Origin of the sequence: Mycobacterium sp. E3305, from assembly GCF_001666785.1 — a bacterium.
Classification (GTDB): Bacteria; Actinomycetota; Actinomycetes; order Mycobacteriales; family Mycobacteriaceae; genus Mycobacterium.
In genome coordinates this window covers 1-13,974 of record NZ_LZJA01000004.1, presented here as the reverse complement: position 1 = coordinate 13,974, position 13,974 = coordinate 1, and the positions used below count along the sequence as shown (strand labels likewise).

At 69.6% G+C, this 13,974-nt stretch carries 15 protein-coding genes; 4 read left to right on the top strand and 11 right to left on the bottom strand.

Features of this window, described 5'->3' with window-relative positions; genetic code table 11:
- Nucleotides 1-76 precede the first annotated feature (76 nt).
- The 3 genes from A5701_RS00430 to A5701_RS00420 are packed head-to-tail and all read left to right on the top strand — an operon-like array spanning nt 77 to nt 2,077.
- The gene (locus tag A5701_RS00430) at nt 77-391 is read left to right on the top strand and encodes a putative quinol monooxygenase (RefSeq protein ID WP_067747293.1); all 315 of its coding nucleotides are present in this window, start codon (nt 77-79) and stop codon (nt 389-391) included.
- Complete coding sequence (locus A5701_RS00425) at nt 388-1,209, top strand: mycofactocin-coupled SDR family oxidoreductase (RefSeq protein WP_067269159.1); 822 nt, start codon at nt 388-390, stop codon at nt 1,207-1,209. Before A5701_RS00430 ends, A5701_RS00425 begins: the two co-directional genes overlap by 4 nt.
- A gap of 4 nt (nt 1,210-1,213) precedes the next feature.
- Nucleotides 1,214-2,077 (top strand): SAM-dependent methyltransferase, encoded by an 864-nt coding sequence (locus tag A5701_RS00420; protein ID WP_067747291.1) that lies wholly within the window; start codon nt 1,214-1,216, stop codon nt 2,075-2,077.
- An 87-nt stretch (nt 2,078-2,164) separates the two neighbouring features.
- Here the strand turns inward: A5701_RS00420 and A5701_RS00415 are convergent, their stop codons facing one another.
- From A5701_RS00415 to A5701_RS00375, 9 genes are all read right to left on the bottom strand, one after another.
- Nucleotides 2,165-3,841 carry a ribonuclease J gene (locus A5701_RS00415; RefSeq protein WP_067747289.1) on the bottom strand — a complete coding sequence of 559 codons (1,677 nt, stop codon included), beginning with the start codon at nt 3,839-3,841 and terminating at the stop codon, nt 2,165-2,167.
- Between the two features lie 19 nt (nt 3,842-3,860).
- Nucleotides 3,861-4,763 (bottom strand): 4-hydroxy-tetrahydrodipicolinate synthase, encoded by a 903-nt coding sequence (dapA, locus tag A5701_RS00410; protein ID WP_067747286.1) that lies wholly within the window; start codon nt 4,761-4,763, stop codon nt 3,861-3,863.
- A gap of 196 nt (nt 4,764-4,959) precedes the next feature.
- Nucleotides 4,960-5,712: an FAD-dependent thymidylate synthase gene (thyX, locus tag A5701_RS00405; protein WP_067747381.1), complete on the bottom strand. Its 753-nt coding sequence runs from the start codon at nt 5,710-5,712 to the stop codon at nt 4,960-4,962.
- A 10-nt stretch (nt 5,713-5,722) separates the two neighbouring features.
- Nucleotides 5,723-6,784 (bottom strand): restriction endonuclease subunit S, encoded by a 1,062-nt coding sequence (locus A5701_RS00400; RefSeq protein WP_067747284.1) that lies wholly within the window; start codon nt 6,782-6,784, stop codon nt 5,723-5,725.
- Nucleotides 6,781-8,154, bottom strand: a complete 1,374-nt coding sequence (locus tag A5701_RS00395; RefSeq protein WP_067747282.1) for an N-6 DNA methylase — start codon at nt 8,152-8,154, stop codon at nt 6,781-6,783. The genes A5701_RS00400 and A5701_RS00395 overlap by 4 nt, the downstream gene beginning before the upstream one ends.
- Nucleotides 8,154-9,398 carry a winged helix-turn-helix domain-containing protein gene (locus A5701_RS00390; RefSeq protein WP_197499043.1) on the bottom strand — a complete coding sequence of 415 codons (1,245 nt, stop codon included), beginning with the start codon at nt 9,396-9,398 and terminating at the stop codon, nt 8,154-8,156. Before A5701_RS00390 ends, A5701_RS00395 begins: the two co-directional genes overlap by 1 nt.
- A 50-nt stretch (nt 9,399-9,448) precedes the next feature.
- A complete protein-coding gene (locus A5701_RS00385) occupies nt 9,449-10,150 on the bottom strand; it encodes a cell division protein DivIVA (protein ID WP_067747280.1) in 702 nt (233 codons plus the stop codon).
- Nucleotides 10,151-10,236: 86 nt separating this feature from the next.
- On the bottom strand, nt 10,237-10,734 hold the full coding sequence (locus A5701_RS00380) for a dihydrofolate reductase (protein ID WP_067747278.1): 498 nt from the start codon (nt 10,732-10,734) through the stop codon (nt 10,237-10,239).
- Nucleotides 10,731-11,531 carry a thymidylate synthase gene (locus A5701_RS00375; RefSeq protein WP_067747276.1) on the bottom strand — a complete coding sequence of 267 codons (801 nt, stop codon included), beginning with the start codon at nt 11,529-11,531 and terminating at the stop codon, nt 10,731-10,733. Before A5701_RS00375 ends, A5701_RS00380 begins: the two co-directional genes overlap by 4 nt.
- Before the next feature lie 42 nt (nt 11,532-11,573).
- On the opposite strand from A5701_RS00375, the gene A5701_RS00370 reads away from it, so the two are divergent.
- Nucleotides 11,574-12,314, top strand: a complete 741-nt coding sequence (locus tag A5701_RS00370) for a dienelactone hydrolase family protein (RefSeq protein ID WP_067747273.1) — start codon at nt 11,574-11,576, stop codon at nt 12,312-12,314.
- Here A5701_RS00370 and A5701_RS00365 read toward each other — a convergent pair.
- Together A5701_RS00365 and A5701_RS00360 are read right to left on the bottom strand one after the other, a co-directional pair.
- Nucleotides 12,303-13,517, bottom strand: a complete 1,215-nt coding sequence (locus A5701_RS00365; protein WP_067747266.1) for a glycosyltransferase — start codon at nt 13,515-13,517, stop codon at nt 12,303-12,305. The two genes, A5701_RS00370 and A5701_RS00365, sit on opposite strands and share 12 nt — an antisense overlap.
- A gap of 198 nt (nt 13,518-13,715) precedes the next feature.
- Nucleotides 13,716-13,974 (bottom strand): acyl-CoA dehydrogenase family protein (locus A5701_RS00360; RefSeq protein WP_197504903.1); only part of this gene is annotated, 259 nt, incomplete at its 5' end.

Here is a 13,974-nt window from a genome sequence, read left to right as displayed (position 1 = left end):
GTAGGGTGGACAACCGGTGACCCAGGTAACAGAGCCATGCACGTCACCCACCCCGTACGCCCCAGGAGGCCTCAGCATGCCCGTCGTCGTCGTTGCCACCATGACCGTCAAACCGGAATCGGTCGACACAGTCCGCGACATCCTCACGCAGGCGGTGGAGGAAGTGCACAACGAACCGGGTTGCCAGTTGTACTCACTGCACCAATCGGGCGAAACCTTCGTCTTCGTCGAGCAGTGGGCCGACGAAGAGGCGCTCAAGACCCACAGCACCGCCCCGGCCATCGGCAAGATGTTCGGCGCCGCCGGCGAGCACCTGGCCGGGGCGCCGGACATCAAGATGCTGCAGCCCGTGCCCGCGGGTGACCCGGACAAGGGTCAGCTGCGGTCCTGATGACCCGGCCACTCGAGGGCAAGGTCGCCTTCATCACCGGCGCGGCGCGCGGCCAGGGTCGCGCGCACGCGGTGCGGCTGGCCTCCGACGGCGCGGACATCATCGCGGTCGACCTGTGCGACCAGATCGCCAGCGTCCCCTATCCGCTGGCCACCGAGGAAGACCTGGCGCAAACCGTCAAGCTGGTCGAGGACACGGGCTCGCGCATCGTGGCCGCTCGTGGCGACGTGCGCGACCGGGCGTCGCTGTCGGCCGCCCTGCAGGCCGGCCTGGACGAGTTCGGCCGGCTCGACATCGTCGTCGCCAACGCCGGCATCGCACCGATGCAATCGGGTGACGACGGCTGGCGCGACGTCATCGACGTCAACCTCACCGGCGTCTACAACACCATCAAGGCCGCCATCCCGACCATGGTCAAGCAGGGCACCGGGGGGTCGATCGTGCTGATCAGTTCCAGCGCCGGGCTGGCCGGGGTGGGCAGCCCGGACGCCGGTTCCGTCGGCTATGCGGCCGCCAAACACGGCGTGGTGGGGCTGATGCGGGTATACGCGAATCTGCTTGCAACACAGTATATTCGGGTCAACTCGATACACCCCTCGGGTGTCGAGACCCCGATGATCAACAACGAGTTCACCCGGGAATGGCTGGCCAAGATGGCCGCCGCGACCGACACGCCCGGAGCCATGGGCAACGCGATGCCGGTGGAGGTACTGGACGTCGAGGACGTCGCCAACGCGGTGGCGTGGCTGGTGAGCGACCAGGCGCGCTACATCACCGGCGTGACGTTGCCGGTCGACGCCGGCTTCTTGAACAAGTAGTCGAATGCCACGAAACTCCGCCGCGCAGACCGCCTTTGGGCCGATGGTGCTGGCGGCCGTCGAACAGAACGAACCGCCGGGCCGCCGCTTGGTGGACGACGACCTGGCGGAGCTGTTCCTGCCGGCGCCGCTGCGGTTGCTGGTGGCGGCGACACGCGCCCGGCCGGTGCGCCGCCTGATGATGCGCGGATCGGAGTGGTCGGGCCGCGGGCTGTGGGCGAACCTAGCCTGCCGCAAGCGATTTATCGGCGACAAGCTGGCCGAGGCGCTCGACGGCATCGACGCCGTCGTCATCCTCGGCGCCGGACTGGACACCCGCGCCTACCTGCTGACACGGCAGATTCGCATCCCCGTGTTCGAGGTCGACCTGCCCGTCAACGTCGCCCGGAAGGTGAAGACGGTCCGACGGGTGCTGGGCGGCCCGCCGATGTCGGTCCGGCAGGTGGCGTTGGACCTGGAGCGCGACGACCTGCTGACGGCCCTGGCCGAGCACGGCTATCGCACCGACTACCGGGCCTTTTTCATCTGCGAGGGCGTCACCCAATACCTGACCGAAGCCACCGTCCGGCGGACGCTGGAGGGGTTGCGCGCGGCCGCGCCCGGCAGTCGTCTGGTATTCACCTACGTCCGGCGCGATTTCATCGAAGGCAAGAATCGGTACGGCACTCGTACGCTCTATCGCAGCGTCCGGCAGTTGTGGCGCTTCGGTTTACAGCCCGAAGAGGTCGGCGCGTTCGTCGGGGATTACGGTTGGCGACTGCTGGAGCAGGCCGGCCCCGACGAACTCGTCCAGCGCTACGTGGAGCCGACCGGTCGCAAACTCAAGGCCTCGCAACTGGAATGGTCGGCCTACGCGGAGAAGCTTTAGCCCCCCGCCTCACCTCCCGCGCCGCGACACATAATCGTCCGCGACGACACGCCGCTAAGCGTCGCAGCGGTTGATGTTTCGCGGGGCTCAGACCTCGATGACCGTCGGCACGATCATCGGTTGCCGCCGGTAGGTCTCGCCCACCCACTTGCCGACGGTGCGGCGCACGGCCTGCGCGATGCGGCCCGGGTCGGTGATGTTGTCGGCGGCAAGCAGTTCCAGCTCCGCCTCGACCCGGCGCCCGGCGGGTTCCAGCGCCTTGGGGTCCTCGGAGAACCCGCGTGAATGCAGGTGCGGCGCGGCCACCGGACGCCCGGTGCCGCGCTGGACGACCACCGTCACCGCGACGAAACCCGACGACAGGATGAGCCGTTCGCCGAGCGTGATGTCGCCGACGTCGCCGCTGATCAGCCCGTCGACGAACATCTTGCCCACCGGCACCGCCCCGGCGATCGACGCCGTGCCGGCGACCAGGTCGACGCTGACGCCGTTCTCCGCCAACAGGATCGACTCCTCCGGCACCCCGGTGCTGGCCGCCAGCTTGGCGTTGGCCCGCAGCATCCGCCAGGTGCCGTGCACCGGCATGACGTTGCGCGGCCGCACGCCGTTGTAGAGGAACAGCAGCTCACCGGCGTACGCGTGACCCGAAACATGCACCCGGGCTTGGGCATTGGTGACGACGCGGGCCCCAATCTTGGCGAGCGCGTCGATCACGCCGTAGACCGCCTCCTCGTTGCCGGGGATCAGCGACGAGGCCAGCACGATCAAATCGCCCGCCGTCAGCGTGATGCTGCGATGCTCGCCGCGCGACATCCGCGACAGCGCCGACATGGGTTCGCCCTGGGTGCCGGTGGTGATCAGCACCACCCGCTCGGGCGGCATCATCTCGGCCGCGCCGATGTCGATCACGTCGGAATCGGCCACCCGCAGGAACCCGAGCTCGCGGGCGATGCCCATGTTGCGCACCATCGAGCGCCCGACGAAGGACACGCGGCGGCCCAACGCGACCGCGGCATCGATGATCTGCTGCACCCGGTCCACATTGGAGGCGAAGCACGCCACGATGACGCGGCCCTCGGCGCCGCGGATCAGGCGGTGCAGCGTCGGCCCCACCTCGCTCTCCGACGGCCCGACGCCCGGGATCTCGGAGTTGGTCGAGTCGCACAGGAACAGGTCCACTCCGGCGTCACCGAGCCGGGACATCCCGGGCAGATCGGTGGGCCGCCCGTCGAGGGGCAGCTGATCGAGCTTGATGTCGCCGGTGTGCAAGACGGTTCCCGCGCCGGTGTGCACGGCGATGGCCAGCGCGTCGGGGATGGAGTGGTTGACGGCGAAGTACTCGCACTCGAAGACGCCGTGCGTGCTGCGCTGCCCCTCGGTCACCTCGACGAACACCGGCTTGAGCCGGTGCTCACGGCATTTCGCCGCCACCAGCGCGAGGGTGAACTTCGACCCGACCACGGGGATATCGGGGCGCAGCTTCAACAGGAACGGGATGCCGCCGATGTGATCCTCGTGCGCGTGGGTCAGCACCAGCGCCTCGATGTCGTCGAGCCGATCTTCGATCAGGCGCAAGTCCGGCAGTATCAGGTCCACCCCGGGCTCGTCGTGGGTGGGGAACATCACCCCGCAGTCGATGATCAGCAGCCGACCCAGGTGCTCGAAAACCGTCATGTTGCGGCCGATTTCGCTGATGCCGCCCAGCGCGGTGACCCGCAACCCACCAGTGGTCAAGGGACCAGGGGGGGCGAGGTCTACATCCACTTACCGGCCACCCTCTGCCTCACCGCAGCACCGAGGCCGCGCGCATATCGGCGGCCAGGGCATCGATCTGCTCGGGTGTGGCCGGCATCTGCGGCAACCGGGGATCGCCGACCTCGATGCCCTGCAGGCGCAGACCCGCCTTGGACAGCGTCACGCCGCCCAGCCGGCCCATCGCGTCACACAACGGGGCGAGGGTGCTGTTGATCTTGCGGGCGGTGGCGATGTCGCCGGATGCGAACGCGGACAACATCTCTCGGAGCTGGCCCGCGGCCAGATGCGAGATCACGCTGATGAATCCGGTGGCGCCCATGGCCAGCCACGGCAGGTTCAGCGCGTCGTCGCCCGAGTAGTAGGCCAGTCCCGTCTCGGCCATGATCTGGCCGCCGCCGTGCAGATCGGCCTTGGCGTCCTTGACGCCGACGATGTTGGGGTGCAATGCCAACGCGCGGAGCGTGTCCGCCTCGATCGGCACCACCGACCGCGGCGGAATGTCGTAGAGCAGCACCGGCAGCTCGGTCGCGTCGGCGACGGCGGTGAAGTGCGCGATCAACCCGCTCTGCGGCGGCCTCGAGTAGTAGGGCGTGACCACCAGCAGCCCGTGGGCGCCCTCGGCCGCGCAGGCCTTGGCCAGCCGGACGCTGTGCGCGGTGTCATACGTGCCCGCGCCGGCGATGACCCGGGCGCGGTCGCCCACGGCGTCCAGCACGACGCGCAACAGCTCGCGCTTCTCGTCGTCGGTGGTGGTAGGCGACTCGCCGGTGGTTCCGGAGACCACCAGGCCGTCACATCCGGCGTCTACCAGGTGGTTCGCCAATTGGGCGGCGGCGGCGGTGTCCAGCGAACCGTCGGGAGCGAACGGTGTCGCCATCGCCGTCAGCACGGTTCCCAACCGGGCCGGGGCGTCGAATCCGACGGTGCTCACGGTCTTTAGGTTACCTGGCGGCGGCAAGCTCTTTAGCAACGGCGCGGGCCGGCGCTCCGGTCGGTCGCGGGCGCACGGGCAGCCTCACCAGCCCCACCCTCCCCCGCAGGTCCGGGTATCGCCGAAGTGCCCGCCTCCGAGCGACAACGGCACGGGAGCGGTGGCCGCGGCCCGAGGCCGCAGTGACGGCTGAGGCTCAGGCTTCGGTCGCCAGCGGGCTGGTGGCCACCTGGGTCCCGTCGGCCAGGGTCGAGATCTCGAAGTCGGCGAACACCGCGGGCGCGGCGTCCGCGAGCTGGCGCAGGCATTCGATCGCCAGCCGCCGGATTTCCACGTCGGCGTGCTCGCTGGCGCGCATGGCGATGAAGTGGCGCCAGGTCCGGTAGTTGCCGGTCACGACGATGCGGGTTTCGGTCGCGTTCGGCAGCACGGCCCGAGCGGCCTGCCGCGCCTGCTTGCGCCGCAGGATGGCGTTCGGCTGGTCGGCGAACTTGGCCTCCAGCCTGGCCAGCAGGTCGGCGTAGGTGGCCCGGCTGGCGTCGGCGGCCTCGGTCAGGATGCGCTGGAGTTCGGGGTCGTCTTCCATGCCCGGGGGCACCACGACTTGCGACTCACCCTCGGGGACGTAGCGCTGCGACAGCTGGGAGAAGGAGAAATGCCGGTGCCGGATCAGCTCGTGTGTGAGCGAGCGGGAGACGCCGGTGATGTAGAACGAGACGTTCGCGTGCTCGAGCACGGAGAAATGCCCGACGTCGATGATGTGCTTGATGTAGCCGGCGTTGGTCGCGGTCTTGGGGTTGGGCTTCGACCAGCTCTGATAGCAGGCCCGGCCGGCGAATTCGACCAGCGCCGGCCCCCCGTCGGCGTCGGTGGTCCACGGCACGTCCGGCGGCGCCAGGAACTCGGTCTTGGCGATCAGTTGCACGCGTAGCGGCGCGGTCTCGGCCACGGCGCTCACCTTAACGTGGTGACCGAATCGGGAGCTCACCCGATATCAGCAGCGGCAGCAGCGCGTCGCGGAACTCGGACAACCGCGCGCTTTCGGCGCGGCGCGCGTGGCACAGCGCGCCCAGGCCGGTGATCGCCTCCAATCGCGCGGCGGGCAGGTGCCGGACGTCGGGGACCCGCACCTCCAGCAGATCGCGCGGTTGGATCCGCTGATGGCTGCCCGACGTGCCGGCGACCCGGCGTTGCAACCATGCGGAGACCTCCGGTTGCCGCACGGCCGACCACAGGGTCGACGCGTCCACCCCCACCGGCAGCAGGACGACGAACTCGCTGCTGGCCAAGGCCATTTCCGACGGCAGGCGGGACACGTTCCAGATTCGCGGGATCCGCGGATTGAGCTTCGCGAACAACACGCACGGCCCGGGCAGCAGGAATTTGCCGCTCCTGACGGAGTCGGCGGTCACGACGCGGGGTTTCGCCCCGTCGTCGAACGCCGGAAGGCTGAAATGCGCGACCACGTCGTCGAAGTCGGCCACGTCGAGGAATGCCGTCGACCGGCTCGCCAGGCTGGACACTGGCACGCGCTCGCGGACCGACCCGGCCATGGCCACCATCAGGTTCTCGGCGGCCCCGATCACCCGGTGATTGGCCGAGATCTTGTCGTCAAGGGCGCCGAGCATTTCGGCGATCGCCCCGCGCTGCGGCGCCGCCACGCTGTGCACCGCGACGTCGCGCAGGATTCTCTTGCTCAGCAGCGGCTGTCCCGATCCGGCCCGGTGGTCGCCCAGGCGGCAGGTTTGCATCGCGTAGTACCAGTACCGCGTCTCGCGTGGGTCCTTCGCCCGGCACACCAGTGCGTTCTCGGTGACCCAGGCGTCGGAGTCGCAGTACCGCAGGCTGCCGCACTGCGACCCGACGCGCCCGAGGACGATCAGCGGGCCGGCCGCGTTGTGCTCGGCGGCATAACCGATGGTCCCGTTGGCGCCGTAGACGCGAACGCGTCCGCCCGGCGCCGACCGAGGCGCCCTGCTGCCGGTGCCGAAGTCCAGGTGGTCGCCCAGCGTGGTCTTCACCGCAGGCGCTCCAGTTGTTGGCGCACGACGCCGTCCAGCCGTGCCGATTCGTCCAGCGCCGCCAGCAGGTCACCCGTCAGCCCGGCGATCCTCTCCTCGACGGGCTCGCCGTCGTCCTCGGCCGCCGGCGCACCGACATAGCGACCGGGCGTGAGCGGATAGCCGGCGGCCGCGATGTCGTCGAGCGACACGGACGCGCAGAATCCCGGAACATCCTGATAGGTAACGCCTTTCGCGGCGGCGGATTCCGACCCACGCCACGCGTGATAGGTGTCGCCGATGCGGACGATCTCCTGGTCCGTCAACACCCTTTCGGCGCGCTCGACCAGGTGGCCGAAGCCGCGCGCGTCGATGAACAACACCTGACCGGACCGCTCGCCCTTGTCCGTGTCGAAGAACCACAGGCAAACCGGTATCGAGGTGCTGCGGAACAGTTGCGCGGGCAGGGCGACCATGCACGACACCAGGTCGGCATCGACGATCCGTGCGCGAATGGCGCCCTCTCCCAATGTGTTCGAGGACATCGAGCCATTGGCCATCACCACGCCGGCCTTGCCGCCGGGGGCCAGTTTGGACAGGATGTGCTGAATCCAGGCGTAGTTGGCGTTGCCGGCGGGTGGGACGCCGAACCGCCAGCGGGGGTCGCGCTCGTCGCGGGCCCAATCTTTTATGTTGAAGGGCGGATTGGCCATCACGTAGTCCATTTGCACGCCCGCGTGCAGATCGTCGACGAACGTGTCGGCCCACCGCGCGCCCAGCCCCGTGTTGTCGACGCCGTGCACGGCGAGGTTCATCTTCGCGATCCGCCAGGTCTGCTCGACGCTTTCCTGCCCGCAGATCCTCACTCGCGCGGGATCGCCGTCGTGTTCGGCGATGAACCGCTCGGTCTGCACGAACATGCCGCCCGAACCGCAGCACGGGTCATACACCCGCCCGCCCGACGGTTCCAGCGCCTCGACGAGCACCCGGACCACGCTGGGCGGGGTGAAGAATTCGCCGCCCCGCCGCCCCTCTGCGCGCGCGAAATTGGCCAGAAAGTACTCGTACACCTCGCCCATCAGGTCCCGCGCGCGGCCCGGCTCGCCGAATCGGGCGGCGTCGAGCAGGCGCAGCAGCTCCCCGAGCCGGCGCCGGTCGAGGTCCTCGTAAAACCGCGGCAGCGCCGCCGCCGCCATCGCGTCATCGACGAGCCGCCCGATGTTCGGCGATTCCGCGTTGGCCACCAACAACTTCCACTGGTCCGCCGCGGCGTGCTTGAGGTAGACCAGCCCGAGGATGACGTCCTTGTACTGGCCGGCCGACAGGGAGCCGCGCAGCTTGTTGGCCGCATTCCAAAGCGTGTCCTTGAGCTGTTTGTCCGTCGCCCGCATCAGCTGACCGCCCGCAGGTCGGCGGCCAGGTCCCCCCGGGTCGCGACGCTGAATCCGCTCAGGCTCAGCCACGAAGCCATCGACCGCAGTTCGCCGGCCAGCGCCTCGACCGCGCGGGACCGCGGCGCGTCGGGTTCGCCGAAGGCGCCCATGACGCGCAGCGTGTCGGCGGTCCGGTCGGCCTTGAGGTCGACCCGGGCGACCAGTTGCCCGTCCATCAGCAGCGGCCACACGTAGTAGCCGTACTGGCGCTGGGCGGCCGGCGTGTAGATCTCGATGCGGTAATGAAACCCGAACAGCCGCTCCACCCGAGGCCGAAAGAAGATCAGCGGGTCGAACGGACACAACAGCGCCGTGCCGCGGTCGGCGCGGGGCACCGCCCGGCCGGCGCGCAGGTAGGCCGGCGCGGGCCAGCCGTCGACCTCGACCCGCTCGATCTCCCCCGCGGCCAGCAGGTCGGCGACGGCCGGCTTGACCTGCTGGGCCGATAGCCGGAAGTAGTCGCGGATGTCGGCCTCGGTCCCCACGCCCAACGCGGTGGCGGCCCGCAACGTGAGTTCGCGGACGGCTTCCTCGTCGTCGACCTCCCGCGCCAGCACGGCCGCCGGCAGCACGCGTTCGACCAGGTCATAATGGCGGGCGAAGCCCACCCGCGTGGCCGTGGTGAGCACACCGGCGGCGAACAGCGCCTCGGCGACCCATTTGGTGTCGCTGCGGTTCCACCAGGTGCCCTTCTTGCGGCGCGGCTCGGCGGCGAGGTGCGCCTCGATCTGTCCGGCGGTGCTGGGGCCAAGTTCGGCGACGGCGGCGACGATGTCGTCGGCGAGTTGGGGGTTGGCCTTGACGATGTGGGTGCCCCAGCGACCGTGGCGGTATTGGCGCATTCGCCAGCGCAGCAGCGGCCAGTCGTCGACGGCCACCAGCGCGGCCTCGTGCGCCCAGTATTCGGCCAGCAGCCGCGCCGGGCGCGGGCCCCAGGCGGCGCGATCCAACACGTCGCGGTCGTAGGGTCCGAGCCGGCTGAACACCGGCGCGTAGTGGGCGCGCACCGCGACCGAGACCGAATCAAGTTGCAGGACTTGAATTCTGGATATCAACCGCTTCAGGTGAGCGCGAGTGATCGGACCGGCGGGCGGCGGCTCGGTAAAACCTTGGGCGGCAACGGCGATTCGCCGGGCTTGCGCGGCCGACAGCCTGCGGGTCGGGATCGACACGGCGCCGAGAATACCGGCCGGGTGCGACAACCCTCGGCGGCGACGCGGCGCCGCCCGTCCGTCCGCCCGTTCGAGGCGGGCTAACCCGTGCTGACTTTGCCGTCCAACGGCACGACGACGCTGGGCTCCGGGGCGTTCTTCTGCTCCTGGTAGGCCGACTCGAGCGCGGCCGGAACCGCTTCGAGGTCGCGGAACACGCCCATCAGCTGCTCGAGGACATGGATCCGTTGCCGGATCGCCTCGTCCGCCGCGCGCTGGGCCTGCTCACGATAGTGATCGGCCTCCCGTTGCGCGTCCCGCCACGACTTGTCGATCGCCGCTTCCGTTTCGGCGCGCATCTCGGCCAATTCGGCGTCGAGCTGCTTCTTGGCTTCTTCGTAATCGGTTTCCATGGCTTTTCGTTGCTCGGCCATCTCCGCCAACTCCTCTTCGTGCTTTCGCTGCGCGGCCTGGACCTCGGCCTCGGCCGCGGCGATCATCGCGTCCGCCTCGCTGCGCGCCTCGGCCTGCATCTCGGCGACCTCGTCGACCGCGCGGCGCAGCATCTGCGCCATGCGGCGCTGCACCGCGTGGGGGGAAGGCGAGGTGTCGGCGAGGACGGCGACCTCCTTGCGCAGCGCGGCCGTCTCGTCGCCGGCCGCCTTCAGCCGGCTCCTCAGGTTCTCGACATCGTCGAGCAACAACTGCTGCTTGGTGGTCAGCATCTCGATGTGGGCGTCGACCGCGGACGGATCGTAGCCCCTGAAAATGCGCGTGAACGCTCTCGTGGGTTCGGTTATCACTGCCAATTCCCCCTTCTGGCAACGTGTGGTGACCTGGTGAGACCGACCCCCGCGTCCGAGTGTGTCACGGTCGCGGAGACCGACACTCATGCCCGACGGTAGCTGTGCAGGCGGTACCGCAACCCCGTGCGGCTGACCTGCCACTCCCCCGTCTCACCCAGCCAGCTGTCGTCGAGCACCGGCGCCAGCGCGTCGTCGTCGTCGCGCCGCAGGTCGACTTCGACCTCGGTGACCTCGCACCGCGTGGCGCGCGGCAGCGCGAGCAGATACACCTGCTCGCCGCCGATCACCCAGGTCTGCGGCTCACCCTCGCATTCGGCGAGAGCCGCCTCGAGCGATCCGGCGATCTGCGCGCCGTCGGCAACGAAATCGCTCCTTCGCGAGAGTACGACATTTTTGCGGCCCGGCAGCGGCCGGACCTTGCTCGGCAAGGACTCCCATGTGCGCCGGCCCATCACGACCGTATGCCCCACGGTCAGCTCTTTGAACCGGATCAAGTCCTCAGGCACCCGCCAGGGGATGTCGCCGCCGCGACCGATGATGCCGGATGTCGACTGAGCCCAGATCAGCCCGAGTTCGGTCATACCGCGACCGGCGCTTTGATCGCCGGATGCGGGTCGTAATTCTTGACGACCACGTCCTCGTAGGTGTAGTCGAAGATCGAATCACGCTGCGCCAGTACCAGTTCCGGGTAGGGGCGGGGCTCGCGACTCAGCTGGGTGCGCACCTGCTCGACGTGGTTGTCGTAGATGTGGCAGTCGCCGCCCGTCCAGACGAACTCGCCGACCGCCAGGCCGGCCTGGGCGGCCATCATGTGGGTGAGCAGCGCGTAGCTGGCGATGTTGAACGGCACACCGAGAAACAGGTCGGCGCTGCGCTGATACAGCTGGCAACTGAGCCGACCGTCCGCCACGTAGAACTGGAAGAAGGCGTGGCACGGCGGCAGCGCCATCTGCGGGATCTCCCCGACGTTCCAGGCCGACACGATGATGCGCCGCGAGTTCGGGTCCGTGCGCAGCAACTGAAGCGCCGCGCTGATCTGGTCGACGTGCTCACCGGTCGGCGTGGGCCAGGATCGCCACTGCACGCCGTATATCGGCCCGAGATCGCCCGTCTCGCTTGCCCATTCGTCCCAGATGGTGACTCCGTGCTCGTGCAGCCAGGCGACGTTGGAGTCGCCGCGCAAGAACCACAGCAACTCGTAGATGACCGACTTGAGATGCACCTTCTTGGTGGTCAGCAGCGGGAAGCCGGCCGACAGGTCGTAGCGCAATTGCTGGCCGAACAGGCTGCGGGTCCCGGTGCCGGTGCGGTCGGATTTGGCCGTGCCCCGTTCGAGCACCAGGCGCAGCAGGTCCTCATAGGGCGTCGGGATCGGCACGCGGCCAGCTTAGCCGCGGCGGCCGGGAGTAAAACGGAGGCCATGCCGCAATTCACCGACTCCATCACCACCGCCGACGGCAGCTGCCCCGTCGGCCTGTTCACGCCAGCGGGTCCGGGTCCCTGGCCGGGCGTAATCATGTACTGCGATGCCGGCGGGGTGCGTGACACCTTCGACGAGATGGCCGCCAAGCTGGCCGGCTTCGGTTACGCCGTGCTGCTCCCCGACGTGTATTACCGCAGCGGCGACTGGGCCCCGTTCGACATGGGCACCGTGTTCGGCGACGAGCGGGAGCGCAGGCGGCTGTTCGGCATGATCGGCAGCCTCACCCCCGACAAGATCGCCGGCGACGCCGTCGCGTTCTTCGACTACCTGGCGGCCCGCCCGGAGGTGTCCGGGGAACGCTTCGGCGTGTGCGGCTACTGCATGGGCGGGCGGGCGTCGCTGATCGTCGCCGGCCGGGTACCCGAGCGCGTCGCCGCCGCGGCGTCGTTCCACGGCGGTGGCCTGGTGAGCGACGCCGCGGACAGCCCCCACCTGCTGGCCGACCGGATGAGCGCGACGGTGTACGTGGGCGGCGCCAAGGACGACGCCTCCTTCACACATGACGACGCCGAACAGCTGGACAAGGCGCTGACCGCAGCCGGCGTGCAGCACACCATCGAGTGGTATCCGGCCGGCCACGGGTTCGCGGTCCCGGACAACGCGCCGTACGACCCCGTCGCGGCCGAGCGGCACTGGCAGGCCATGACCGAGGTCTTCGGTTCCGCGCTACCGCGCTAACCCGTCGAGCAGCAACGACGCCGCCGCCATCGCCCCGTCGGTACGGATCTTGGTGGCCACGACGCCCGCCCGCGCACCGGTCTCCGGCGCCAGGACGGTCTTCAGGGCGGCCGTCAGCGACCGGGCGGTGGGGGCCGGGCCGCCGTGCGCGATGCCGATGCCCAGCTCCGCCACCCGGCCGGCCCAGTACGGCTGGTCGGCCCCCTGCGGCACCAACACCTGCGGCGCGCCGGCCAGCGCGGCGGTGGTCGTGGTGCCCGCACCGCCGTGGTGCACGACGGCCGCGACCCGGGCGAAGAGCGCCCGGTGGTTGAGCTCACCGACGGCCAGGCAATCGTCCCGGTCGTCTATCGGGGTCAGGCCGGACCAGCCGCGGTAGAGAATCGCCCGGTGGCCCAGGGCGCGGACGGCCTCGACGACCGCGCGGGAGACGTCGCTCGCGGCGCGCATGGGCATGCTGCCGAAGCCGACGTACACCGGCGGCGGCCCGTCGTCCAGGAACGCCGCCACGTCCGCAGGCAACGGGCGTTCATCGCAGAGCAGCCACGCCCCCGTCTGGACCACGTCCAGCCCGCTGCCCTCCGGCCACGGGCCCAGGGTCGGATCCGCCGCCAGCCACGGCCGGTCGGTCAGGGCGTGGTCGCGGATGTCATCCACCGGCGGCAGGCCCAGCGACGCGCGGTGGTTGTTGAGCGTCGTCCCGAACAGCGTGTGCATGTGCTGCGCGTCCATCTGCCACAACACCCGGTTGTCGATCGCGCCCGGCGGGATCTGGCCTGCGTACGTCGGGGGCATGTGGTGCGGTGACGGCAGGATCGTCGGCTGGTAGCTCACGTAGACGTAAGGGATGCCCAGGCGCTCGGCCACCGACCGCGCTCCCGCCGCCACCGGTGGAAAGCCGGTTGCGACGAGGAGGTCACAGCCGTCGGCCGCGTCGGCAACCGTGTCGAATTGCGCGGCGACGAGCCCGTCCAGGTGCCGGCGTAGGTCGTCCTCCGACGGCGTGAGCCCGGCCGCCCTGGCGCGCCATGAATCGCCGAATGGACTCAGCTCCAAGCCGATTCCGGCCAGCAGGTCCGCGAATTCCTGGTCCGGCGGCGCGCATACCCGAACTTCCGCGCCGTTCGCTCGCAACTGAACCCCGAGTGCCGCCAACGGTTCGACCGCCCCGCGCGAATCGTGAGTTGACAGCAACACCCGCATTCCGATGTTTTCACCTCCGCACGGCGCGGCCGGCCACGTCGTCGGGCCACCGCGGACCGACACTGTCTCACAAAACGGCGGCCCGCCGTGCGCGCCCATCTTCCAACGAGAAGCGCGCCCTCCCACGAATACAGCGGCGGGAAAACGCATTACACGCTCCCCCGACGGGCCGCGGGGAAAAAATCAATCCGAGCCCAACTATTTCGGCGGCAGGTCCACCAACTCGCCCAGCCGGGCGCGGTGGCGGTAGGCGGTGCCGAAGATCAACTGATCGCTCTTGGCCCGCTTGAGGTAAAGGTGCGCGGGATACTCCCACGTCATGCCGATGCCGCCGTGCAGCTGGACGCATTCCTCGGCGGCGTGCACGGCGACGCCGCTGCAATACGCCTGGGCAAGCGCCGCGGCGACGGCGGCCCGCCACGCCGCCGACACGTGTGCCCGCGCCGACGAAGACGCC